The organism is Sphingomonas sp. MA1305 (assembly GCF_016107325.1).
GTDB lineage: Bacteria > Pseudomonadota > Alphaproteobacteria > Sphingomonadales > Sphingomonadaceae > Sphingomonas.
In genome coordinates this window covers 1-21,077 of sequence record NZ_RCVT01000010.1, presented here as the reverse complement: position 1 = coordinate 21,077, position 21,077 = coordinate 1, and the positions used below count along the sequence as shown (strand labels likewise).

At 62.2% G+C, this 21,077-nt stretch carries 26 protein-coding genes; 12 read left to right on the top strand and 14 right to left on the bottom strand.

The annotated features are described in order from the left end of the window. Positions 1-146: 146 nt before the first annotated feature. A complete protein-coding gene (locus D9601_RS19690) occupies positions 147-467 on the top strand; it encodes a hypothetical protein (protein WP_198355716.1) in 321 nt (106 codons plus the stop codon). A 3-nt stretch (positions 468-470) separates the two neighbouring features. Here the strand turns inward: D9601_RS19690 and D9601_RS19685 are convergent, their stop codons facing one another. From D9601_RS19685 to D9601_RS19670, 4 genes are all read right to left on the bottom strand, one after another. Then, positions 471-5,147, bottom strand: a complete 4,677-nt coding sequence (locus D9601_RS19685; RefSeq protein ID WP_198355715.1) for a thermonuclease family protein — start codon at positions 5,145-5,147, stop codon at positions 471-473. A gap of 110 nt (positions 5,148-5,257) precedes the next feature. Continuing rightward, entirely contained in the window at positions 5,258-6,472 is a 1,215-nt protein-coding gene (locus tag D9601_RS19680; protein ID WP_198355714.1) for a hypothetical protein, read from the bottom strand. A 2-nt stretch (positions 6,473-6,474) separates the two neighbouring features. After that, on the bottom strand, positions 6,475-7,182 hold the full coding sequence (locus tag D9601_RS19675) for a hypothetical protein (RefSeq protein WP_198355713.1): 708 nt from the start codon (positions 7,180-7,182) through the stop codon (positions 6,475-6,477). After that, on the bottom strand, positions 7,182-7,439 hold the full coding sequence (locus D9601_RS19670) for a hypothetical protein (RefSeq protein WP_198355712.1): 258 nt from the start codon (positions 7,437-7,439) through the stop codon (positions 7,182-7,184). The genes D9601_RS19675 and D9601_RS19670 overlap by 1 nt, the downstream gene beginning before the upstream one ends. A 468-nt stretch (positions 7,440-7,907) precedes the next feature. Here D9601_RS19670 and D9601_RS19665 point away from each other — a divergent pair, with 468 nt between their 5' ends. Then, complete coding sequence (locus D9601_RS19665; RefSeq protein ID WP_198355711.1) at positions 7,908-8,438, top strand: aspartyl/asparaginyl beta-hydroxylase domain-containing protein; 531 nt, start codon at positions 7,908-7,910, stop codon at positions 8,436-8,438. Next, positions 8,432-8,908, top strand: coding sequence for a GNAT family N-acetyltransferase (locus D9601_RS19660; protein WP_198355710.1), 477 nt, complete (start codon positions 8,432-8,434; stop codon positions 8,906-8,908). Before D9601_RS19665 ends, D9601_RS19660 begins: the two co-directional genes overlap by 7 nt. On the opposite strand, the gene D9601_RS19655 is transcribed toward D9601_RS19660, so the two are convergent. After that, positions 8,905-9,126 (bottom strand): hypothetical protein, encoded by a 222-nt coding sequence (locus tag D9601_RS19655; protein WP_198355709.1) that lies wholly within the window; start codon positions 9,124-9,126, stop codon positions 8,905-8,907. The genes D9601_RS19660 and D9601_RS19655 overlap by 4 nt on opposite strands. 422 nt (positions 9,127-9,548) lie before the next feature. On the opposite strand from D9601_RS19655, the gene D9601_RS19650 reads away from it, so the two are divergent. Genes D9601_RS19650 through D9601_RS19625 form a run of 6 tightly spaced genes read left to right on the top strand, consistent with a single transcriptional unit; the run spans position 9,549 to position 12,017 of the window. Next, complete coding sequence (locus D9601_RS19650) at positions 9,549-9,944, top strand: hypothetical protein (protein WP_198355708.1); 396 nt, start codon at positions 9,549-9,551, stop codon at positions 9,942-9,944. Between the two features lie 3 nt (positions 9,945-9,947). Beyond that, positions 9,948-10,319: a hypothetical protein gene (locus D9601_RS19645; RefSeq protein ID WP_198355707.1), complete on the top strand. Its 372-nt coding sequence runs from the start codon at positions 9,948-9,950 to the stop codon at positions 10,317-10,319. A gap of 1 nt (position 10,320) precedes the next feature. Further along, complete coding sequence (locus D9601_RS19640) at positions 10,321-11,025, top strand: hypothetical protein (protein WP_198355706.1); 705 nt, start codon at positions 10,321-10,323, stop codon at positions 11,023-11,025. A gap of 2 nt (positions 11,026-11,027) precedes the next feature. After that, entirely contained in the window at positions 11,028-11,447 is a 420-nt protein-coding gene (locus D9601_RS19635; protein WP_198355705.1) for a hypothetical protein, read from the top strand. Between the two features lies 1 nt (position 11,448). After that, positions 11,449-11,697, top strand: coding sequence for a hypothetical protein (locus D9601_RS19630; protein WP_198355704.1), 249 nt, complete (start codon positions 11,449-11,451; stop codon positions 11,695-11,697). Further along, entirely contained in the window at positions 11,697-12,017 is a 321-nt protein-coding gene (locus D9601_RS19625) for a hypothetical protein (RefSeq protein ID WP_198355703.1), read from the top strand. The genes D9601_RS19630 and D9601_RS19625 overlap by 1 nt, the downstream gene beginning before the upstream one ends. Positions 12,018-12,284: 267 nt before the next feature. Here the strand turns inward: D9601_RS19625 and D9601_RS19620 are convergent, their stop codons facing one another. The 4 genes from D9601_RS19620 to D9601_RS19605 all read right to left on the bottom strand — a co-directional run bounded on the left by D9601_RS19620 (position 12,285) and on the right by D9601_RS19605 (position 14,745). Further along, complete coding sequence (locus tag D9601_RS19620) at positions 12,285-12,743, bottom strand: hypothetical protein (RefSeq protein WP_198355702.1); 459 nt, start codon at positions 12,741-12,743, stop codon at positions 12,285-12,287. Beyond that, complete coding sequence (locus tag D9601_RS19615) at positions 12,736-13,365, bottom strand: hypothetical protein (protein WP_198355701.1); 630 nt, start codon at positions 13,363-13,365, stop codon at positions 12,736-12,738. The genes D9601_RS19620 and D9601_RS19615 overlap by 8 nt, the downstream gene beginning before the upstream one ends. After that, complete coding sequence (locus D9601_RS19610; protein ID WP_198355700.1) at positions 13,365-13,805, bottom strand: hypothetical protein; 441 nt, start codon at positions 13,803-13,805, stop codon at positions 13,365-13,367. Before D9601_RS19610 ends, D9601_RS19615 begins: the two co-directional genes overlap by 1 nt. A gap of 103 nt (positions 13,806-13,908) precedes the next feature. Continuing rightward, complete coding sequence (locus D9601_RS19605; protein ID WP_198355699.1) at positions 13,909-14,745, bottom strand: helix-turn-helix domain-containing protein; 837 nt, start codon at positions 14,743-14,745, stop codon at positions 13,909-13,911. Positions 14,746-15,597: 852 nt separating this feature from the next. Here D9601_RS19605 and D9601_RS19600 point away from each other — a divergent pair. Then, the gene (locus D9601_RS19600; RefSeq protein ID WP_198355698.1) at positions 15,598-15,798 is read left to right on the top strand and encodes a hypothetical protein; all 201 of its coding nucleotides are present in this window, start codon (positions 15,598-15,600) and stop codon (positions 15,796-15,798) included. Positions 15,799-15,819: 21 nt separating this feature from the next. Here the strand turns inward: D9601_RS19600 and D9601_RS19595 are convergent, their stop codons facing one another. The 5 genes from D9601_RS19595 to D9601_RS19575 form a co-directional block, all read right to left on the bottom strand. Continuing rightward, a complete protein-coding gene (locus D9601_RS19595) occupies positions 15,820-17,232 on the bottom strand; it encodes an AAA family ATPase (RefSeq protein WP_198355697.1) in 1,413 nt (470 codons plus the stop codon). Further along, on the bottom strand, positions 17,229-18,164 hold the full coding sequence (locus tag D9601_RS19590; RefSeq protein ID WP_198355696.1) for a DUF7146 domain-containing protein: 936 nt from the start codon (positions 18,162-18,164) through the stop codon (positions 17,229-17,231). The genes D9601_RS19595 and D9601_RS19590 overlap by 4 nt, the downstream gene beginning before the upstream one ends. Next, positions 18,164-18,484 carry a hypothetical protein gene (locus D9601_RS19585; RefSeq protein WP_198355695.1) on the bottom strand — a complete coding sequence of 107 codons (321 nt, stop codon included), beginning with the start codon at positions 18,482-18,484 and terminating at the stop codon, positions 18,164-18,166. Before D9601_RS19585 ends, D9601_RS19590 begins: the two co-directional genes overlap by 1 nt. Beyond that, positions 18,477-18,680, bottom strand: coding sequence for a hypothetical protein (locus D9601_RS19580; RefSeq protein WP_198355694.1), 204 nt, complete (start codon positions 18,678-18,680; stop codon positions 18,477-18,479). Before D9601_RS19580 ends, D9601_RS19585 begins: the two co-directional genes overlap by 8 nt. A gap of 183 nt (positions 18,681-18,863) precedes the next feature. Then, a complete protein-coding gene (locus D9601_RS19575; protein WP_198355693.1) occupies positions 18,864-19,073 on the bottom strand; it encodes a helix-turn-helix transcriptional regulator in 210 nt (69 codons plus the stop codon). A gap of 116 nt (positions 19,074-19,189) precedes the next feature. Here D9601_RS19575 and D9601_RS19570 point away from each other — a divergent pair, with 116 nt between their 5' ends. Together D9601_RS19570 and D9601_RS19565 are read left to right on the top strand one after the other, a co-directional pair. Next, a complete protein-coding gene (locus tag D9601_RS19570) occupies positions 19,190-19,783 on the top strand; it encodes a hypothetical protein (protein WP_198355692.1) in 594 nt (197 codons plus the stop codon). A 1-nt stretch (position 19,784) separates the two neighbouring features. After that, entirely contained in the window at positions 19,785-21,017 is a 1,233-nt protein-coding gene (locus tag D9601_RS19565; protein ID WP_198355691.1) for a tyrosine-type recombinase/integrase, read from the top strand. Positions 21,018-21,077: the final 60 nt, after the last annotated feature.

Sequence of the window (21,077 nt, the reverse complement as noted above, 5' to 3'; positions counted from 1 at the left end):
TATGGTTTTTCCGTTCCGCGACATTCCGCAGCGTTCCCGACTCGGCAGATATGCGTCGGCTTCCTGATCTGTTCTGCCGCTGGTACATTCCCGGAACTTCCGTGTAATTCCCGGCCGAATTACACAGGAATTTACAGGGGGGCCATATGAAGGTGAAGCTCGCAGCGACGGGGAGGGTGATCGAGGTGCGCCGCTTCGGCCCATGGTGGAAGCCTTGGGACCGACGCGGCACACTCCAAATCGGCCAAATTACAGGCCTTCACGAAGTGACGCCGGCTTTAGCTCGCCGGATCAGTGATTACGATTTGCATCTCATGCCACAGGTGCGGACTAACGACAGCGTGCTGCACACCGTGATAGCTGCAGAATTGCGCCGCCGTGAGGGACGAACCGCCCGGCTGGCATTGGCGGTGTCGGTCTTATCCCTTCTCGTTGCCGTAGCTGCCCTTGCAATTAAGCGCGAATAGATGTCACCTAGCCATCGTAAATCCCGGCGGGGGTGGCGGCACAGCCTTGCCCTTCAGCACACCTAATTCGCTCTTGGCCTGCTTCCGTGCACCCTTCAGCACCGCGTCAACGGCGTCTTGCTTCTCGTCCTTGTCCATCGCCGCCCAACCTTCGTTGCCGACCAGCCCCCGCAGCACGGGCAATGCCAGTTCTCCGGATCGCGCCTGCAAAGCGTTGTACTGTTGGCCGGTCAGCGCGACATCGCCCACCTTCTTCCCCGGCTTGCCGACCTTGATGCCGCTACGCAGAAGAGCGCCAATCGCCGGGTCGTTGCGCCGCTCGCTGGTCCAGATCGGGGAAATAAGATCAGGCCCGAGGCCATGGCCGGCTTCGACCGGCCGCCCGAAGACATCCCGACGCGGCAGCAGCTTTTCCGACAGACCAGGCACGCGCGACCTGATGCGATCCATGGGCGCCTGAGCCTCGCGCAAGAGCGGATCGGTCGTCCTAGCAACCTGCGCCACCACCGCAGGAACAGCGATGCTCCCGGCAGTACGGGCGAGGAAACCCGAGAGGTAGCGGTCTGGATCGTTCACCGCCTCAAGGGCCGAGCTGATGCCGGAGAGCCAAGTCTTGGACGACAGATTGTTGATGATCGACGCGACTGCGCGCACTGCAACGTGTTCTCGGTTCTCATCCGACATGGATCCGGAAAGGTCGACCATATCCGCGACGGTGCCGATCGTGGTGGAGAACGGATCAAGCCGAGCGTAGCTATAATACTTGTTGCCGACCTTGAGGCTGTACGGCTGCCAGCCATCCGCCTGCAACAGGCGCTTGGCCGACTCGTCTGAGGGGCCACCCCCGGTAATGTGCCCGGCCTGCGCCATTTCGTAGATCGCCGCGCCTACACCCGTGCCGACCATAGCCCGCGTCAGGGCCAAATCCCTCCGGGCGCCGCCGGCCCGAACATCGCGCTGCCACGACTTCATGACCAGCGCGGCCGGCGAGCGCTCAGCGGCGAACTTCAGCAGGTTCATCGGGGTTTTGACGAACGGAAAAAGCAGCTTCAATTCCGGGCGTCGCTGTGTCGCCCTCGACAGACCAGCCGCCAAGCTCGCAGGATCCAGCGGCGTCTGGAACGTGACGTAACGCGCATAGTCGAACGACTTCGCCAGCATCTCGTCGGGCGGATTGAGAACCAAATCAGCCGCCCGATCCTTAGCGGCCTGCCCGGTCAGCCCCTCTTGGGCCGCCTGACGGATCGCCAGCCCGTTCAACTCCATGCGGCTCGCGATGCCCTTGAATAGCTCATCCTCAGCCGTCAGCAGCCGGGTCGGGATGCGAATCGCTTGTCCTACCTTGCCGCCGATCGCCGGCTGATTTTCAACCTTGGTGATAGCATCCGCGGCATCACCAGTACGGAAAGAGCGCGCCGCCTCTGCCATCCCCTCGCGAGCGCCGCTCAACATACCGGCAGCACGGGCACCAAGCTCGGAAAAGAGAACGCGGTCTGTCTCCGCCTGTCCAGGCAGAGCCTTACGGACGACGCCCACACCGGCCGCGAGGGCGTGTTCTGGCAACTGCGCCAGCGAAGTAAGCGTATTCGACAAGATGTTGACGGCGTGCGTCTGCGGGCCGGACAACAGGCTGTTGATGTAAAGCTCAACCGCCTTGTCCCGCCATTTCGGCAGCAGCGAGCGCAAGGCGAACTGGTTGACGCCGGCCGGCGTCGTGCCGACCTTTTCCAGATCAACGATCCGCTCAGCCACGTCTTTCATGCGCGCCGTTCCGCCCAGCGTCTCGCCCAGCGCGGACAGAACCCGTGACGTGTCACGACTATCGGCCGTCATACGGAACTGTTGCAGCAGCCGGCCGGCCTCCGCCGTCATACCGGCCACCTGCTCCTGTATCGCAGCATGACGAAGCCATGCGCCCCGGAACGCCGCCTCTAGCTCGTCGCCCGGATTTTCGACGCGCGATATGCGCTTGGCCATGTTGACCAGATCGGAGCCCGAGCGCGCCAGCAACTGGCGGGCGGCCAACGCTTCCTCTGCGTTGAAAGCCTGCCCCTTGCGCCGCTTCAGCAGATCGTCAGCCGTCATGCCAAGGTCTTCGGCAAGGCTCTTGGTTTCCGCCTGCGTGATGCGCCCACGACGCGCGGCGTCAAAGCCGCCAGCAATCTGATCGGTCTGCGTCAGCGCCCGCTTGATAGCCTGCGGGCTATCCAGTTTGTCGAGACGGATATTGCCGGCGAGGTTCGGGGCATTCTCACCCCATTCTTCATAGGCGCGCACGGGCGGTGCGTTGGCGTCCAGATCGTCCATCGTGACCGACTGCCCGCGATCCTCGCTCAGCGGCGCGCCCTCGTCCCGTGCACGCTCCACATCGAAGCGCTGGCGGCGGGCCGCTTCGAAGGCATCAACTTCCGGCAAGTCCTCCGGACGAAAGGCGCGGTTGCCGCCGCTATGCGTGGCCTGGAGGGTATCGAGAAACTCAGCGACAGTCGGGCGCTCGGCATGATCTGGGAAGAACCCGGCTTCCCATGCACGCTGTGCCGCTTCGTCGTACCCCATGCCGTCGCCACGGACGAGGGCGCCAAAGCGGCCTTCACCGCCAGCAAAGTCCATGCCCTGTCGCGGGATGTTGTCGATCCCGTAACGCTGCAGCTCGCCGCCCTGCGGACGAATACCGCCCTCCGAGCGGAGCCACGTGACCAGATCGGCCGGCCCCCGCTTGCGGATCGGCGCGCCGGTGGTGCCCGATGGCATGGAGCGGCTCGATAGCTCGGCATCCTCGTTGGGCGCACGCGTCAGTGAATACCGCCCGGCCTCAATCCGGGCCGCCTCGTCCACACCGTCAACCGTGTTGGCCGGCAGCGGCAGCATGTCACGTGACGTCACGCCCTCCGCCTGGGCAATGCGTTCGGCGCTGGGAGCTTCACCAGCCTGACGGGGGCCTTGATTGACCGAATCAATCAATCGCGTCGCTTCGTCGCCTTCCATCACTGAAAAGCCGTCAGGGGGAGGCGGCGCCTCATCCGGGCCGTAGAGCGTCGGACTAGCCGTCTCATTCTCCATGGCCTGCGCTTCAGGCCGGCGATCAAACCGGGAAGCAGTATAGCGCGCATCAATCTCTGCATGCCGTGCCGCGCGATCGACTGGCGTCTCGTTCCGCCAGTCGCCTAACCCCTCATCATAGATGAAGGGCTCTTGGCTTTTCTCGATGGATGCCGACAGGCTGTCACGCTCCGCCCCCGTCAGATCGGCAATGGATCGGGCAGACGCAGCGCTGTCAGTAGCATCAGGCGCAACATCCAACACGTCACGCGGGCGAGGCAGATCATTCGACGCACGGCTTTTCGCCGCATCAATTGCGCCGTCCGTCAGATCCTGCGCGGCCTGCTCGCCTTCACGCCCAGCCAGTCGGCTAAACGGTTTGCCAATCAGGCGGCCAAGGACGGGCGCTACAGCGCCAGTAGCGGTTCCCAGCGCCAGACCAGCAGGCGCACCGATCAACGCGCCCTGGATCCGCCCTCGCGTGTCCTCACCCTGTCCAGCACCGGCCAGACCGCCCTCAATCGCGCCAGCCAGCCCAAGCCGGTTGATGACGGCGGAGCGTGCCGCCTGCTCGGCCGCATAGCGCGTGCCTCCGTCGCGCAGCACTGCCGCCGCCGTGCGATAGCCTAAGCCTTCGACCGAGGCGCCAGGCGTAATGAGCCCACCAGCAAGTTGCCCCCCGAACCGCGCATAAGGGTGGTTGGCGTCGTCATAGGCGAGGATGCTGCGGTTCTGATCGAGATTGTTGGCGAGGATGTCCCCGAAGCGTCGATCGGACGACCAGATGTTTTCCCGCTGGTTCGGAACAACGGTGTCGACCACCGCGCCCATCTCGTCCAGCATGTTGATGGGATCGCCCACCCCGCGCAGGAACGCACCAAAGCCACCGTCCTTGTTGTCGGTCAGAACACGCGGAGCATCCTTGTAGGTGACATCGCCACCGGCACCGCCCGTCTTCGCACGCTGCGCGTAGAGCTTCCGCGTCTCGGCCGGGTCGATCTGGAAGCCGTTCGCCTTGGCATAGGCCAGCAGGTCTTCGGGTCTGGACGACATGTCCTGAAAGATCGCCGCATACCCCTTGGCAATCTCCGGCCGCAGGCCCTGAAACGGCATCGGCTCATCGTTGAACACGGCAGTCGCGTTGCCGTAGCTCGCGGGCTGCGCCGGCGCCCAAGGATCGGGTGTCTTGTGGCGGAAACTGGTGGGCTGCTGGAACGCCGTCTGCCATGCACCCTTGCCGTTCAGGCGCGCGAACCGCTCGGCCTCCATATAGTCGTTGAGGCGCTGGGGGTCGGCCTTCAGGAACGAAGGTGTCGCGATGGCGAGGCCGCCACGTAGCACGCCCTCCGCAGCGTCGCCGCCATTGTCGACGCTCACCACGGGCCGCCCATAGGTAGACTTCCCCGTATAGGTCAGCACCGCCCCCGGTTGAGCATATGGCGCGAAGGCGTCACGGGCGAGTATGCCGAGTGGCACTACCGAGCCATCCCGCGCGCGACCGGTCTGGTTTAACTCGAACGCATCAGCGCCATAGAGGCGGGCGTTCTGGCCAGTAGATAGCCGGAACGTGTCACCATCATGGACTTGCCCGGTAGGCGTGCCGATCAACGGCGCCGCCTCCGGATGATCGTCAGCCAGCACCTCAAATCCCGCAGGCGGCGGGGGCGCATCAGCGCCAGCCGATCGCGACCGCGTCCTAGGCGGCGGCTGGTCTACGATGGTGAACCCCGGAGGCGGGGGCGGCACGTCGCTCACTGAACAGGAACCCAGCTAGACCCGTTCCAACCAACCTTCTTGCCCCCCGGTCCCGTAGCAACCTTGGTGATCTTGCCGCCGCCCGAACTGGCAGCCGCGCTTGAGCGGCGAGGGCCGCCCTGCACGCCGTCCCGATAGCGCCTATCCTGCATGTCTTGCCCGCGCTGACGGTCGCTTGAGGCAATAGCCGTGGCGTCCCGGCCTCGACGATCCGTCATATTCTGACCGCGCGCGATTAGACCGCGCCGGCCGTTGCGATCCTCGATAAGGCTGTTGGTGTTCTTGTCGGCCCGCTCATTGTCGATCTTGTCATCTTGAATATCCCAATCGAGACGAGTCTGCGCCCGCACGGCCGCGAGCTGCTGGCTCATGTTCATGGCCGACATCATCAGGCCTTGAACAACCTTCGGGTCGTACTGGTCGGGAAGCTGCAAACTATCGGGGCCGACGCCGTACTGGTCGTGCAATTCGTGAGCGCGGCGCTTGGCCTCGTCATATGAAGCCTGATCGTGAACGCCACCCATCAATTGGAGAGAAGCGGCGTTGACCTTTTGATACGCGTCTAAATCTTCGGCATTGGCCTTCGATAGCTGCGCCCGCAGTGCCAAGGCTCGCTCAGGATCAATATCGGCCATACGCTGGTAAGCGGCATCAGCGTTGCCGGCTGGCGCCTGCGCGCTTTCAACCGCAGCCGTAGCCGGTAGCTCAGCCGTGCCCTGAGACGGCGCACCAATCGGTGCGGCGGGCAAGGCGGCAGGATAGGGAGCCGCATCGGCAGGAGCGGGCGCACCGCTTCCGGGGATGCGAGGATCAACAACGCTTCCATTGCCGGCCAATACAGCTTGCGCAGGCGCATCAGGTTGCACGCCCCCGGTCAGGGCGGCGCCGCCAGGCTGTGGCGCATTCTGCCTGCGGAGCAGGCTACCCAACGTGTTGGGGCCTCGTGCACGCTGATAATCCGATGCAGCGACCCGAAACTGGTTGTCGCGATCGGCCGTGCGGATCGTGCTGCGCAGGGCCACGTACTGCCGCGCCGCGTCTGGATCGACACTCGCCAACTGCCCGGTCAGCGCGGGATCATCCGGGGACGACGCCAGCTTTCCCAGCACCGCCTCCCTACGCCGGGCGGTTCCGATCCCCACACCAGCCTGATAGCCGCCAAGGGCGGCCTGCGCAAAGTTGGGCATCTGCAAAAGGCCGAAGTCGGGCACGATTAAAACCCCTTCAGAACAGGAGAGGGAAGGGCGAAGGTCGGACGGTTCGCCTCGAAAGCCGATTTGGACAAAGTGCCTGTGCCGCCGTAGCTGGACCCCACACCCTGGCTGAGCCCGTAGGCAGACAGAGCGGAACCCAGCACACCGTTGATCGCGCTGCCGGTAGCAAGGGCGGAGTTGGCCGCCGTGTTGGCGGCTTGGCCATTGTTGTAGGACACGGCATTGGCGTAATTTTGGCCGTTGCCAGCGAGGGCGGAGGCCGCCCCTAGACCAGTCTGTTGCTGGGTTTGGAGGTTCCCGAGGTAATTGCCAAACTCATTAGACGCAAAGGTTTGGCCGTACTTCAATATAGCCCTTTGTGCGGCGCCACTATCAAGAAGCCCCTTGCCGCCGAGTGCTGCCGTCACGGCCCGCTGGCCCTCGTTGAAACGAGAGGTGTATTCTGTCGAACCTTTGTAGGCGTCAAACGCAGCGTTCGCAGCCGCAGTATCTCCACCCTGTCCCAACAGAGCATTGATCGAGCTGGTAGCTTTCGTTCCACTGTCGACGAAGGGCTGCAGCGTGTCTTTGTTCTGGTTATACATGTTGGTTTGCAGGGCGTTGCTGGATGCAGCATTGTCACGTGCCGTCTTGGACGCCTTGTTGCTGGCCGCGATTGAGGCGCCGCCGCCAACCACCGCCGCGCCGACGATTGCCGCCGCGACCATTAGTGGACACTCGCAAGAAACGGGAACGGTCCCTCTTGGCCGGCGAGCAAGATGCGGCTGAGGGCTGACCATCCTTGCGGAGTCTGCACCAAGCTTTCCACATTGGGACTTAGCTGAGCATAGGTTGCGCGCACCGCATCGAGATCGGCCCCCGCATAGTCCGCCAGCTTGATGCAAAAGGCGTCAACGCAAGCGCCATGCGCCACCTGTGAAGCGACTTCGGGCAGCAGATGGAGGATGTGAACAGACCCGCTCATGCCCCCACGCTCGCTACTTCGCGGCGCAGTGCCGTGCGGGTAAACTCTGAAACGCTGACGCCCTCGCGCAGGGCCGCGGCCTCCACTCGGCCGAGTAGACTACGGTTCACCCGCAGCTTTAAGCCCGCGTCGTGTTGGGCGCGCAAAATAGGGTCGCTCATTTGATTGCTCCCGATGGGAAGATAAGCCGCCCGCGTCTGTGCGAAACGATTGTCTAGGCGAAGCTCAAGGCTTCAGTGCCTTCCTTGAAGGCCGCTAGTTCTGTGGGTGTGCGCCTATCCGCGCTGGGCTCCGCAAGGTTTGCGTCTGTGCAAACGGGCGTCGAGCATCTGTAATATTGGTACATGTCCATGCGATGGAATGCAAGCCACTTGTGACCACAAAGGTGGTACGCCATCGATACTTGTGCTAAGCCGACGCCAGACCTTCCCCAGAGTGGGGCCGCTATCCCATCAGCAAGGCAGGTCTATGCGTCACTTCCTAAAGATTGCGGACTCGATCGATGTCGTCCCGCTGCTTTCCGCGCTCGCGGCAAAGCCGGACTTGTGGGACGAGAACGATCTACGCACCACGTACCCGAACAGCCCACACCAGTCGGTCAGCGACATATGGGTAATGTTCAATCAGCTTGGCGAGGACGTGCCCAACGACATTCAGGCACACCCCTATCGCGCATGGCATGAACTGCCGATCAAGGATTTGATCCTTGGGCTGATGCGACGGGTAAACGGTGTGCAGCTCGGCCGCGTCATCATCACCCGCCTGCCGCCGGGGAAGACGATCGCGCCGCATGTCGATCAGGGCGCGCCCGCAGACTTCTATTCACGCTATCACATCGCCTTACAATCTGGGCCGGGGTGCGTTGTCCGATCAGGTGGCGAGACTGTCCAGTTTTCGCCAGGCGAAGCGTGGTGGTTCGACAACCGCGCAGAACACAGCGTCACGAACAACAGCGCCGCCGATCGTATCGTCATCATCGTGGATATTCGCATATGCTGACCGCAGCCCCCGAACCGTTTCCGCCGTTCCTTGACGAGGTTAAGCCGTTCCTCCCGATCCATTGGGAGGAATTGGCGCTCAATAAGGACGAGGTGCCGCTTGACCCGCAATACGGCGTATACCTTGAACGGGACGCGCGAGGCGAGGTGATGACGATCGCGCTGCGCGATGCCGGCCGGCTTGTCGGTTACTTTATCGGCTTTGTCGCGCCCGGCCTGCACTATCAAACGTGCCTGACACTCACGCTCGACATCTTCTACGTCCTGCCCGAGCATCGCGGCAGCGGCGGAGGTTTTGTGCTGTTCAAGGCCGTAGAGGATGAGGCGAGACGGCGCGGCGTGCAGCGCATGTTCGTCGGGTCGAAGCTCCACAAGGATGCATCGTGGATGTTCGAGCGGCTGGGATATGTCGAGGTTGAGCGGTATTATTCGTGCTGGCTAGGCGAGCCCCCAGCATCCGCAGCCAGCTAACCGCGCGCTAGAACGTCCGACGCGACTAGGGCGCCGATCACGATAAACGCCGACGCCGCCAAGATCATCGCATAGCCGGTGAACTTGGCGGCAAATCGTGCATCCTGCGTCCACGTCTGATGAGTGCGAGCAACACTCAACCAGTACCCGCCGCCAATAAGAGCGCACCCAGCGGCGCAAAGGACCGCAAACCAAGCAATGCCGCTGATCCATGCCATGACGCGGCCATAGCATCCCTCGCGCGAGCTGTCAGCGCAACCGCACGCCAGCGCCGCCGGACGGAACGCCATCACCGGCTGGGAAGAAGATGACGCCACCAGCCTCTAACGCGTCCTGTAACTTGCGAACGGTAGACGCATAGGCGTCGCCTCCACGCTCGAAACTGGAAACGGTCGCAGCCCTGACAGACGCGGCTTTTCCTAGGTCATTAATCGACCAGCCAAGCGCGGCGCGTGCCATCCTGGATTGCAACGGTGTCATCTGCATAGACCGCATAAATAGTTCGATATAGCGGTTGACACAACCCCTTAGACCGCTATATTTAATGCGTTCTAGGCGCTACCAACGGCTAGGACGGCTCGACAGGGTGCTACCAACACCGTGCCGAGCCTGACCACAACCGATCGTCTGGAGATCGCCCATGGCTACTCGCGCCCTTAGCATCATCGCGCATGATGCGACCACCCCGGCCGCGTCCATCGCGCTGCCCCGCCCCATCAACGACAATCTGGCAAGCTGGACCGCCGACCCCCGCGCCAAGCTGCTGCTGGCTTCCTGCGCCGCTCACCCGCCGCATGGCGAGTGGAAGCGCGAGCGCTTCGGCTTCAGCGGTCGCGAGTGGTTCGAGTATGTCGGCTACCGCGCCGAGGCGCTGGATGCGATCCGCAACGAACACGGTCAACGCGCACTCGACCTGTACCACGCCGAGGGCGATCCGGCTTATGCCGTCTTCGCGCTGCACTGCCAGTCGTCCAGCGTCACCGACGCGATCGACGCAGCCGCCGAGGCTGCCCTTGCCGCCAAGATGGAGGGCTGATCCATGCTCAACCGTCGCAACATCATCGGGGGCGCTGCGGCGCTCCCCATCATCGCCGCCGTATCTTGCAGCGCCATACCTGCTGCCGCACTGACCCCGGCCGCCAATCGTCACGGCGCATGGCTGGCCCAACGGTCGCGCTTGCTGGACTATGCCAACAGCGTCGATTGCGAGAGCAAGGCGTTCGATCATGCCTGCACCGCGCTGAGCGGACTTGAGCGCCGCATCATGCAAACCGCAGCCGCGAACATCGCGGAAGCCAAGGCAAAGCTGCAATTTGCCGCCCACCTCGACGCCGAGGGCTCGATGCTCACCGCGGAAGACGCGGCCAAGCTGCTGTCCGACATCGCCCCATTCCTCGCCGGGGAGCGCTGACATGACCACGAACACCACCCGCCGCTCGCTCCTGCGCCTTGGCACTGGCGCACTCGCCTATGGTGCCGGCGCTGCCGCTGTGGCCGGAGGCTTTGCCATTGCGGGCGAAGCCAAGGGCGCCGCTCCCCAGCGCGTCAGCCCCGAGTTGGCAAAGCTGATCGCGGACTATGCCCGCGCCGATGCAATCCTTACCCGATGGTATGACGAGGTTTGGAACCCGGCTGTCGAAGCCAACCGAGCCGCGCGGGAAGCGGTCCCGCACACGGCAATTCCTGTGAAGGGCTATCGCAACGTTTTAGGCGAAGACACGCCACCGCACACTTTCAGCACCGCGAGCCGTACGGACGTGGCCCGGTGTAAGGGCATCATGTCCATCCCTGCCGACCTGCAAAGCACCGACCCCCGGTGGCAGGACACCCGCCGCGCCGCCCGCCGCTTGATAATCGCGACCAAATGGCGGGAAAGAAAGTTTGCGCGGATTGAGCGTCAGTGGCTCGCACTGCGCCTACGCGAGCAGGAAGACGCACTATGGCCGGCGGCCCACGCTGCGACCGATGCGATCCTCGCCTTCCCTGTCGCCAGTGCCGCCGATCTGAGCGCCAAGCTCGACCACATGGAACAGGTTGGAACCTGCGAGAGCGACCCTGAGGGATACCAGCGCATTGTCCGTGAAGACGTGCAGCGCCTCTTCGGCAAGGAGGTGTGAGCATGGCCCGTCTTTCGAAAGCCACGCTTGCGGACGGCAAGGTCGTTGCCCTTCCCACCGCCACCGCGCGACAGGTCAGTAACTCGCGCTTCGCCGAGCAGCGCCGCGCATCGCTCGCAGCCCGTAAGGCCAGCCCGTTCGCCGATCGCTACCAGCACCATCAGGAGCGGGAGGCCGATCGGCTGGCCGGGGATCTGACGACGATCGAGCAAACGCCGGCCCTCCTGATCGTGTCCGCAATCCTGCGCACCATGGATGGCGAGGCGGTGACGAAGGTGTTGGAGCAACTGGCGCCTGGTGCAGTGACCGGGCGGCCGGCACATTCCCAAGCCGTGGCGACCGTGAAGGCCAGCCGGTTAAACCTGGGACAGCAATTCGACCTCATGCGCGCGCTGGACCGTCTGCACGGGGAGGGTCGCTGACATGGCCACCACGATCGAGCAGGGGCCGCGCGCCCCTGCCTTCGACGCCGCCGCATGGTTCGCAGCCTGGTCCGATCATGGCGGCATCGCGATGCTGTTGGGCGACCGGTTGTGGATCGGACGGGCGCCTGTCCTCGACAGGGACGCCACACGGAGCCTCAACGGACTTCGCGGGCCGATCATGCAGCCTGGCGCCCAAATGGCGCTGGCGGGGCTTCTCCGGGCGAATGCGGGGCAGGGGGAAGGGTGATGACCAGCCGCCCCATATCCGCCGAGCAGATGCTTGCCGCGATACCCAGCCTGCCACGCCCGACACTGGCCAGGCTGGTCAATCACATGATTGATCGCCTGGACGAGCTGGACGGCGATCCCGATGACGAAGACAACGGCGACGCAGAGCCGATAGACGAGCGCGAGCCCGATGAGGAATTTGGGTTCGTCATCAACTCTCCCGCTGCGCCGACGCCTTCGGCACAACCCCGGCACTTTGCCGATGGCATCGTATCCAAGTGGCGGCTGTCGATCGTCACCGACACGAGCGTCCTTGTCATGATGGGAGGTGCACGATGAAGTGCAGCACCACCGCAAAATCGTCCCGACGCCTCTGGCTGGAGTGGCTGACAGAAGCGGCCGCGATGGGCTTAGGCGCCCTCATCATTCTAGCAGTCGCATGGAGCAAGGCACCCGGCCTGACATACTGCGGGATACTGCTCTACGGGATGGGGAAGGTGTACCGCATCGCGCACCGCCTCAAGTGAGGCGGCAACCAAGCGGGGCAGTCGCCTAATTATTGCAGGCTAGGCTTTAGATCGCCGCGGTAGCCCACGATCAAGAGGGTCAGCGTTGCGCGTCCAACACCGCCTCATGCAAAGCCGACACCTTGCGGCGAAGCAAATCACTGGCCAGGTCCGCCGCTGCACCTCCGATGAAGGGCAGCCCCTCAATCAGCGCATGCGCAGGATTGGCGGGCTTATCTTCAGCGCTTGCTATCTCGTCTTCTACGACGACAAGCACTTGCCTGACTTCGCTTCCCACAGCCTCGATGTCTTGAACCGATATCTGTGCAAGACGGCCATTCTTTTTAAGGGATCGCCAAGCTCCGAGAACAGCTCGGATGCTGTCTAGGTCTTCATCCAGATTGGCGGAGAAGACACCTAACCTGCAAACCGACACACCGTCGTAATCCTTTGCATTACGATCAAATGCCGAGCCAGATAGCACGCCCTCGTCAAAATCGCTTGGGCGAGCATAGCGTACCACTTCTTGATCGGCTCCGACACGGTCTCCCTTAGCCATGCGACCAAAGCGCACTCAGTCCCAGCAGCTCCGCAACGCCGCGTACCGCTAGAGGCATTTCTACACCAATCGATTGCAGCATGCCCTTCTTGCTTGCCCGTAATATTACGTATTGAACCGTACCGTCCGTCAAGAACTGCATGCCAACCTGACGGTCGGCTCGCTTATCCTCCCAAACAGCTCGAAGATTGCCGTTTGAAAGACGGAAAATCGCAGGTCGCTTTGTAGGGCGCAAATCCATTAGAAACTGCACTAATGAAGCAGAGGAGGCCTCGTTAAACGGCTCCCCCTCGTCATCTGCGTCCTCGCGCAAATGGTCAAGCCTCTCATGGACGGCGGCCGAAGGCCAATCAATCACCTGGTCAGGCGCCCGAAGAAGCTCAGGATAATTAAGCTTCGGGAAACTGTAGGCTTTCCTTGCAGCTGCGGGATCGCGATCAATGACCCAAGGAAGCTCTCGCCCCTTAAGCCGCGAGTCAAAAAACTTCGACTGCTGCGAGTCAGCAAAGTTCATGCTGCGCCGAACTTCGTTGACGGCCGAACCCCAGCGCGATTTAGGTGCCGAAGTGGGCACGTCCGCGAGGATGTTGGGGTCAGACCATCTTGAGATTACCGTGGCCATCAAACCTCCGCCTCCGCAGAAGGAGCGGGCTGATCAGCAGCAGGCTCAGCATCGGACTTGTCATCGTAGGCGATGATCAGGGCGTCGATCGCGGCCCGAAACCCTGGGATATTGATGCGGTTCTGCTGAAGGCTTTTTTCAATGATGTTCATTGCCATGTTGATCGCTGTGGGTGGGTAGATGCGGACCCGCCCTAGCTCTGTAAAACTCGTGCGGAGACGGGTATCACCGGTTTCAGAAAGCCCCCCATTTTCGCCTCTTATGACTTGCTGAACGTCAGGCTCAGGACCATGCGCGATCAGTGCAAGCTCGATGTCTGCGTATCGATCGATCACAACGACATTGTCAGCAGACAGCCGGACAAACCCTGGATCCCGATCAATCGCATGATCCGTCCAAGCGGTAGCCTCATCGTGCACCTTGTCGTTCTCGTCCGCCATGCCTCGTGATATGGGGCGACGGTCAAGATTATGTCAACGTGCAGACGGGCTCACAGCGCTGGGGATAGCGCTATGCGATAGGCCTGCCACGCCTCGCACACCCTTATTCTGCAGCCGTCAGGCGAAGGTACTGTTCCCATGGCGCGTCAATCATTGCGACATGCGATAGGTTGATCCAGCTATTCACATAGCCGCCTTCACGCTCGACCAGTAAAAACGAGTTAGCGCCTACCTCTGAGCTGGCCAGGTCCAAAGAGAAGATCGCCGAGGCGACCGATTCATCGTGCAGATACCGGAGATCCTCGGTGCCGTCTGTGAACAAGAACTTGGTTCTGTGCTGATCTTCGATCGCTGCCTCACCTTCGGCGTCGATCGCCTCCGCTATGGCCTTGGTAAGGACGGGTCCGTGACCTTCAGATTTGTCGATCTCCGATAGGCCTCTATATACCTCGGGGTGCAAATAGTCCGGCGTCGCTATTTCCGCGTCATGCTTCAGGCTCAGCGATCGGACCGCCGCCGGGTTCACGAAAAGCAGGCGGCCGCACATTGTCGTGACGGATAGCCACGCCTGATCGGCTCGATCGTTTCCAACCTCGATGGCCTCAATTTGATTATACAAATTGTCCTTCTGTCGTTTGCTCAAAGCGTACCCCAGGCACTTCCCGGCAATTTCAAGATAGATGCCGCCAAACTCGTCTGGCTCGACCTCGGCCACCGAATAGGGCCACTTGTCGCGCTGCTCTGGCTCAGGCTTCTGACCGATTAGGTCAGATACGTCGCAATTCAAAACGATCGCTAAGTCGCGCAAGACCGCTGGCGACGGCTCATCCCACTTTCGCTCCAAGCGCTTCAAATCGACCTCAGCTAGGCCGGTCTTTTCGGCCAGATCAGGCAGAGTGAGATAGCGCGCTTCGCGCAGACGTTTGATGGTGGAGGACATGGTTTGAGGTTATGGCAGGCGGCTACTGACGGCAACCGCTGCGCGGTACGAAGCATGGCGCTTGCCCCGCACGGATGCCCACGGTCGTTGCAGGTCGGCGCCTTCATGAGGGGCTGACCCATTTCGTCGGAAGAGGTGCGGTTGAGCCAGTGCGGCCTTGTTCTGCGTTTGCTATCAAGCGGCTCACCGTCCACCGGCTCTTTACAGTGTGCGGAAACTCGGCAGCTCCGCTATCTAAACCGTTCTACTTCAGAAGCGCGTGACTGCCTCGCATTTTCCCCCGCGCGGACTGCCTCCGAAAATGCCGGCTTGGGGCCTCCGATAATTCCCCCGCGCGTAACGGCTTCCGAAAATTCGCACGCGTGTAGACTGCCTGAAAAAACTGACTTCGCGTGCGCGTGCGTATTGCTCCCCAAACGCGGCACCTGCGCTGATATACGGTGATATTTTATTCGGCGGTCAGCAACCGCCATCTACGGGCAAACCGTAGAGCCCCATGCAGACTTGGCCGCTTGCTCAATAGCGGCCGGGTCGCGTTCGATCGCAGCCAGCAGCACCCGCAACGACTGCACGGGTTGAGAGCGCCCCTGTTCCAGATCGCAGACCACCCCATAGGGAAGTCCGAAACGATCAGCGAACGCCGCCTGAGTCAGCCCGAGAGCACACCGCAGATCGAAGAACCGGGTGCATAGGTTTTCAGGTTTCATCGCCCTTATGATCCCCTTGCTCAGCTACAACGTGACCCCGCCGTAGGCTTCTCGAAAATTCTAAACACCGTGGTTTGCCACGCCTGATAGGAGGTTGCTTACCCTCTACGATGGTGCCACGCTCGCGATTTTTGAGGGAACCGGCATGAGCGACAACATCGGGGACCATTTGTTGAACGTCATACCCACGGGCCGAGGCGATATCTCCGGCCCCGCAGAGTGGGGGCTTGTGGGTGCGGCCTTACTCATCGGTTATGGCGTGTATAGGTTTCTAGCCAACTCTAAGATTGAAATGAATGGTCCGCCGCCGCCAGTGAATCTGAACGTCGGAAGCAAACTTGATTAGGTTCAATATCGCTGCCCACGTTCATCGCTCAAGCGCATTTTCCTCACCTGCAACTAGAGCCTGCGGGCCACGCTTCCCCACCCCTGCCCCTATAGGGGGGCAGGTGGGGTGAGGACTCGTTGGCTCGGTGGTTTCCCCACCTTTCCCCACCACACCTGACGAGGTGGGGGGCACGTCCTGAACGGCCCAAGTTCCGACCTCCACAAAGGTCCGATCGTTGCTTTTGTCGTCTCGGCCGTCGACCTTGAGGAGGGCGCCGGTAGCGAACCACGTGCCCAGCATCTTGTTGATGCGGGCTCGATCAGCCTTCACGCTGCTTTCCGCGCTCAAGCCGAAGACGTCGGCAACGACTTTGCCCACCCACGCCTTTGCCTGCGAGTCGGCGCGGAAGCGGTGCGGGCCTTCCTTGCCGGCGACGGCGCGTTGTACCGTAAGCAGATGGTCAGCCGTGACGCCCTCGAAAGCATCGGGCGGCGACCACGGGATAACCACACCCATATTGTCGCCCTCATCGTTCTCCCCGTTGCCGAGGCTGACGGATGCCATGGTGAACCAGTCTGACTTGTCGGACGGCGGAGCGCGGTTGTTCTTGTCGTCGTAGACCCGAAAGAACCGGCGACGGCGCTCGTCCTCAATGCCCCACATGCGCGCTTCTTCCTCGCTCATCCGATTAAGGACCATCACCGACCGGCACGCATTGATGAGCGACACGGCTCCGCGACCAGACAAAGCCGTTACCTCCGCAGCACCCGCCTTGCTGACATGGTGCGCTAGGCCGATCCCACACGCGGCATTCTTCGCTACCAGCGCCCATTCCTTGGCGATGGCGTCGATCTCCATGTTGTCGTTTTCGTTGGCGGCATGGGACGAAACGAAGGGGTCGACGTGCAGATAGTCGATGCCCAACCCCATCAACTCGTCCGTCAGCGCCCCGACCAGCGGGCGGTTGATGACCAGCCCATCCGCAGCCGTCGACGTGGCGAGCTTCAGGCTTGCCCCTTCCAATGCGCTATCCACGAACAGTCGTCCTCCGATGTCCGCAGCACTGATACCCCAATGCTTGCACGCGGCCTGGATGATGCGGGCCAGTTCCTCGCCATCGTCTTCAAGGTTCCACAGCCAGACGCGCTTCGGACCGCCAACGACCTCTTGCCCAAGCAGATTGCGCCCCGTGGCCATAGCCAGTGCCTCGCCGACACTCAGGATGGTCTTACCGGCTGCGCCAGGTGCCAGGATTGCCCGCACGTGACCGCGCTGGATCGACCGGCCATAGACCCATTCACGCGGCTTGATCGTCTCCGGGTCGCGGAAGACATACTGTGTGGCGTGCACCTCGACCGGCTCTGACGCTGGTTTCGCTGATCCACCATCATGCGGTACCGGGGCGAACGGGCGGGCGTCAGCGGCTAGCACCGCAAAAGTACGGGCATTCATGCCGCGCCTCTCGTCAGGGACTGATTCCAGTCCTTCGAGCCGTCATCGGGATAGATGATCCGCGCTGTGCGACCTGATGCGACGATAGCCGTTGCCGCGCTTTCGGCATGCCGCCGGCCTTCCACATCGGCATCGCCGCCGATCACGACGCTTTCCACCAGCGGAGGAAGCTGCATACCGGCAAGGTTCCCCTCGCCAGCACTAGCCCATGCGCTTGGTGCGCCCAATTCCATGAGCGACAGCGCATCCTCCACGCTGCCGCTCAGGACCATATTGCGCGCCAAGGCGGGGCCAAGGTAGATCGCGCCGCAACGCAGATTGCCGAGGGAGAATTTGACCTTCCCGTCATCAGCAAGAGCCTTGCGCCCATCGTCGCGCAGGAACGTGCGCTGGATCCCCGCAGGCTCGCCATCAGCGCCCGACACCAGCGCTACCATGGCCGGCAGCAATTCGCGTCCGCTTGCCTCCGCAACGCCGCTCTCCGCAGGCGGCTTGAGGCGGGCAAAGCGCAGAGAGGATGGCAGATCGATGGTTATGCCACGACGCCTTAGGTATGCCTCAGCAGGCGTCCCCTCAATCGCTACGGCCGAACGCCACAGGCTCAGCGCATAGGCGTTGTCCCGCTCGGCTCGCGCCGTGACCTTCGGAGCCTCGACCACCGGCAGCGTACCGCCGCACAGATGTTCAGCCGCCTCGCGCATCGACAGGGAATAGTACCGCTGCACGAAGTCCAGCACGTCCCCGGTCGCATTGCACCCGAAGCAGTGCCACCTCTTGCCGTCCGCAAAGACGTAGAAGGATGGCGACCTATCGCTATGAAACGGGCAGCAACCTACCAACTCGCCTTGCTTGGGCCGCAGGTGCATCACTGCACCTGCCACGGCCCCGACTGGATAAGTTTGCCGGATCACCGGCACGTCTAGGAGGGGCATCACAAACCCTCCTCTGCAAAGGTGGCAGCGACCCACACCGTGGCTTTCCGACCGCTGGCGTTGAAGACACGGCGCCCGCTGTCGACAATCGCTCCATCACGCAGCAGTTCGGACAGGCGGGGGCGGACCTTCCAATTCTCCATGCCGACGCGCTGGGCTACTTGATCGCCAGACCGACCGCTTTCCGCCGCTTCGAATATTGCCGCATAGCACTTGGCCCGTTGTACTCGGGCAGCCTCGACCATGGACACAGCGGCATCGGCAGAAGGCCCGTCACGGCGGGCGCCGGGATGGTCGGGATAGTCATGATGGTCAGCCATGGGTCTTCTCCGTGGCGAGAGGGGGAAGGCCGGCACGGGTGAGCAGCGTGCTCAACCAATCTTCCTGCCGGTCGGAAAGTGGCGTGGGATCGACCGCGAGTTGGCCCAGAAAGGACCCCGCCTTGCGAGTGAAGGTGCCGCCGCTGTTCAGCAGGGCGAGCGCCGCGGCGCGCGGTGTTCCGAAGGGTTCAGCCATGGGTGGCGCTCCCCCAGGCAAGACCGGCGATCAGTTGTGCGCGGTGGGTGGGTACGTGGAAACGCGATGCGAGCACTTCCACTCGCAGCATTCCGATGGTATGGCCGTGATCGTCGCCGCCAAGCAGACAATTCACGGCCCTCGCGCTACCCGCGCGGGGGCTGTTTGCGTTGGGCATGGCCGTTATGCAGCCTCCCGAGCGCCGGTATCGCGATACGCCTCCAGATCAACGAGATAGTAGAAGACGCGTCCGCCAACCTTCACGGAGCGGGGGCCGATCCCCCGACTGTTCCAGTCAGCAAGCGTCTTCGGCTCGCGCCCCAGAAAGGCGGCTGCGTTCTTCCGATCCAACCGACCGTCAGGAAGAACCACTACCTTGACCTGTTCAACCATTGTCACCTCCGATCACGCTACGTCGATGTAGCGATCTAGAACCGGAATATTCCTGAACATGTTGACTGGCAAGCGTTCGCTACATAGACGTAGCGTGTCTTTCGGAGGGTTTCGGAATGTCATCGAAACGGATTTTGGCGAGCAGCGGCGAGGCGTTGGAAAAAGACGACGAGCGGAAGAGATCACAGATACCAGTTCGAACAAGCGCGGCGCTTCGAAACCGCCTCGTTGAAAGTGCGGCGGCGAACGACCGGTCGCTTACCCAGGAAATTGAACAGCGCCTTGAGCGATCCCTGTCGGCGGATGATGCAAGAGGCTCACCCCAGACGGCGCGCCTGTTAGATGCGATTGCCGCCGAGGTGGCGAACAACAAGGCGTTGCTGAATGCAGAGTGGTGGGAAAGTCCCCTGGCCTACTACGCGATGGCGGAGACGATCGCAGCAGTGGTGAGGGACCATGCGCCGCCGTCGCTGATGAGCGATGATCTACGCGTAGCCATCGAGGCACTGACAGAAGCCGAGCGCGAAAGGGACCAAGAGTTGGCCAGCGGCAATACGGCCGTGCTTACAATGTCAGGCGCCAAGGTTGCGAAAGCTCAAGCGGCGTTTGACGCCGCGATGGCGCCGATCGTTGAGGCGCGCAAACAGGCCGCCGGTATTATCAGGGCCACCCGTGCCATGATGCGACGGCTGACAGACGGGATTATGTGAGATGGCCCTGAAGTTCGCGCGGCTAACCCGGCCAGCAATCCGCGCCCTCGCCATTGGCGAAAAGCTGGCAGAACACGGCATTACCGCCGAGCGGCAGAGCAACGGCGACGTTCGATACACCGTCAACATCATGGTCGACGGTCAGCGCATCCATCGTGTGGTCGGACGAGACAGCGAAGGCGTGACGCGTGAACAAGCGGAACGCGCGATTGAGACGTTCCGAACTAAGGCGAGGGAAGGGCGATTGGATCTCCCCACCGGACGCAAGAACCATCGCACGTTTGCGGAAGCGGCGACCGAGTACATCCAGCGCCTGGAAGACACCGGCGGAAAGAACATGAAGGCGAAGCGCTATCATGTGGGCGAGGTTCTAAAGCCCTACTTCGGGACTCACCGTGCCGACCGGGTATCGTCTTTCCTCGTCCAGCACTTCGTCCGCGATCGGCTTGCGTCAGGCTTGAAGCAGGCCACCGTCAATCGCGAGCTGGCGACCCTGTCCCACATGTTTCGCCGCATGGCGAAATGGGGATGGATCAAGGCGGAGGCGATCCCAGAGATCGAGAAGGGCGCTGAGCCGCGCAAATTGATCGTCGTGCTTTCCGATGAGAACGCCGCCAAGCTGATGAAAGCCGCGGTCGCGGATCAGGACGGCTTGTTGTGGCTGTTCGTCGCGTTCGGCCTCAACACCGCCATGCGGCACAGCGAAATTTTGCGGGTGCGATTCGACCAGATCGACTTCGACAGTCGGCGCATCTTCATTCCCCAGGCGAAGGCCGGCGAGCGCGAGCAGCCCATAACCCCTGCACTGGCCGATATGCTCGTTAAACAGCGCGCCATGGTCAGCGACACGGAGGGCTACGTCTTCCCAAGCAAGAGGGCGAAGGCGAAACACCCTCACCGCATCAGCATGGCCGACCAGTTTCAACGCGCCGTCGTTCGGGCTGGCTTGCTGCCTTCAAAGGTGACGCCGCACGTCATGCGGCATACGGCAATCACGCGGCTGGTAAGGGCAGGGGTCGACCTCCCGACGATCCAGCGCATCAGCGGTCATAAGACGCTCGCCATGGTCCTGCGCTATGTTCACATCCACGGGCAGCATATCGACGATGCGATAGCGGCGATCGACAGTGCTTTTCCGGACGCGATTACACCGGAATTACACACGGGGCCGCTGGAAGGGGTGAACAACCCAGCCAAGGTAGTTGGCATTTCTGCTGCTAAAAGAAAGGGATAGGGTGCGTGGTGCGGACGGCGGGACTCGAACCCGCACTCCATAGGAAGCCGATTTTAAGTC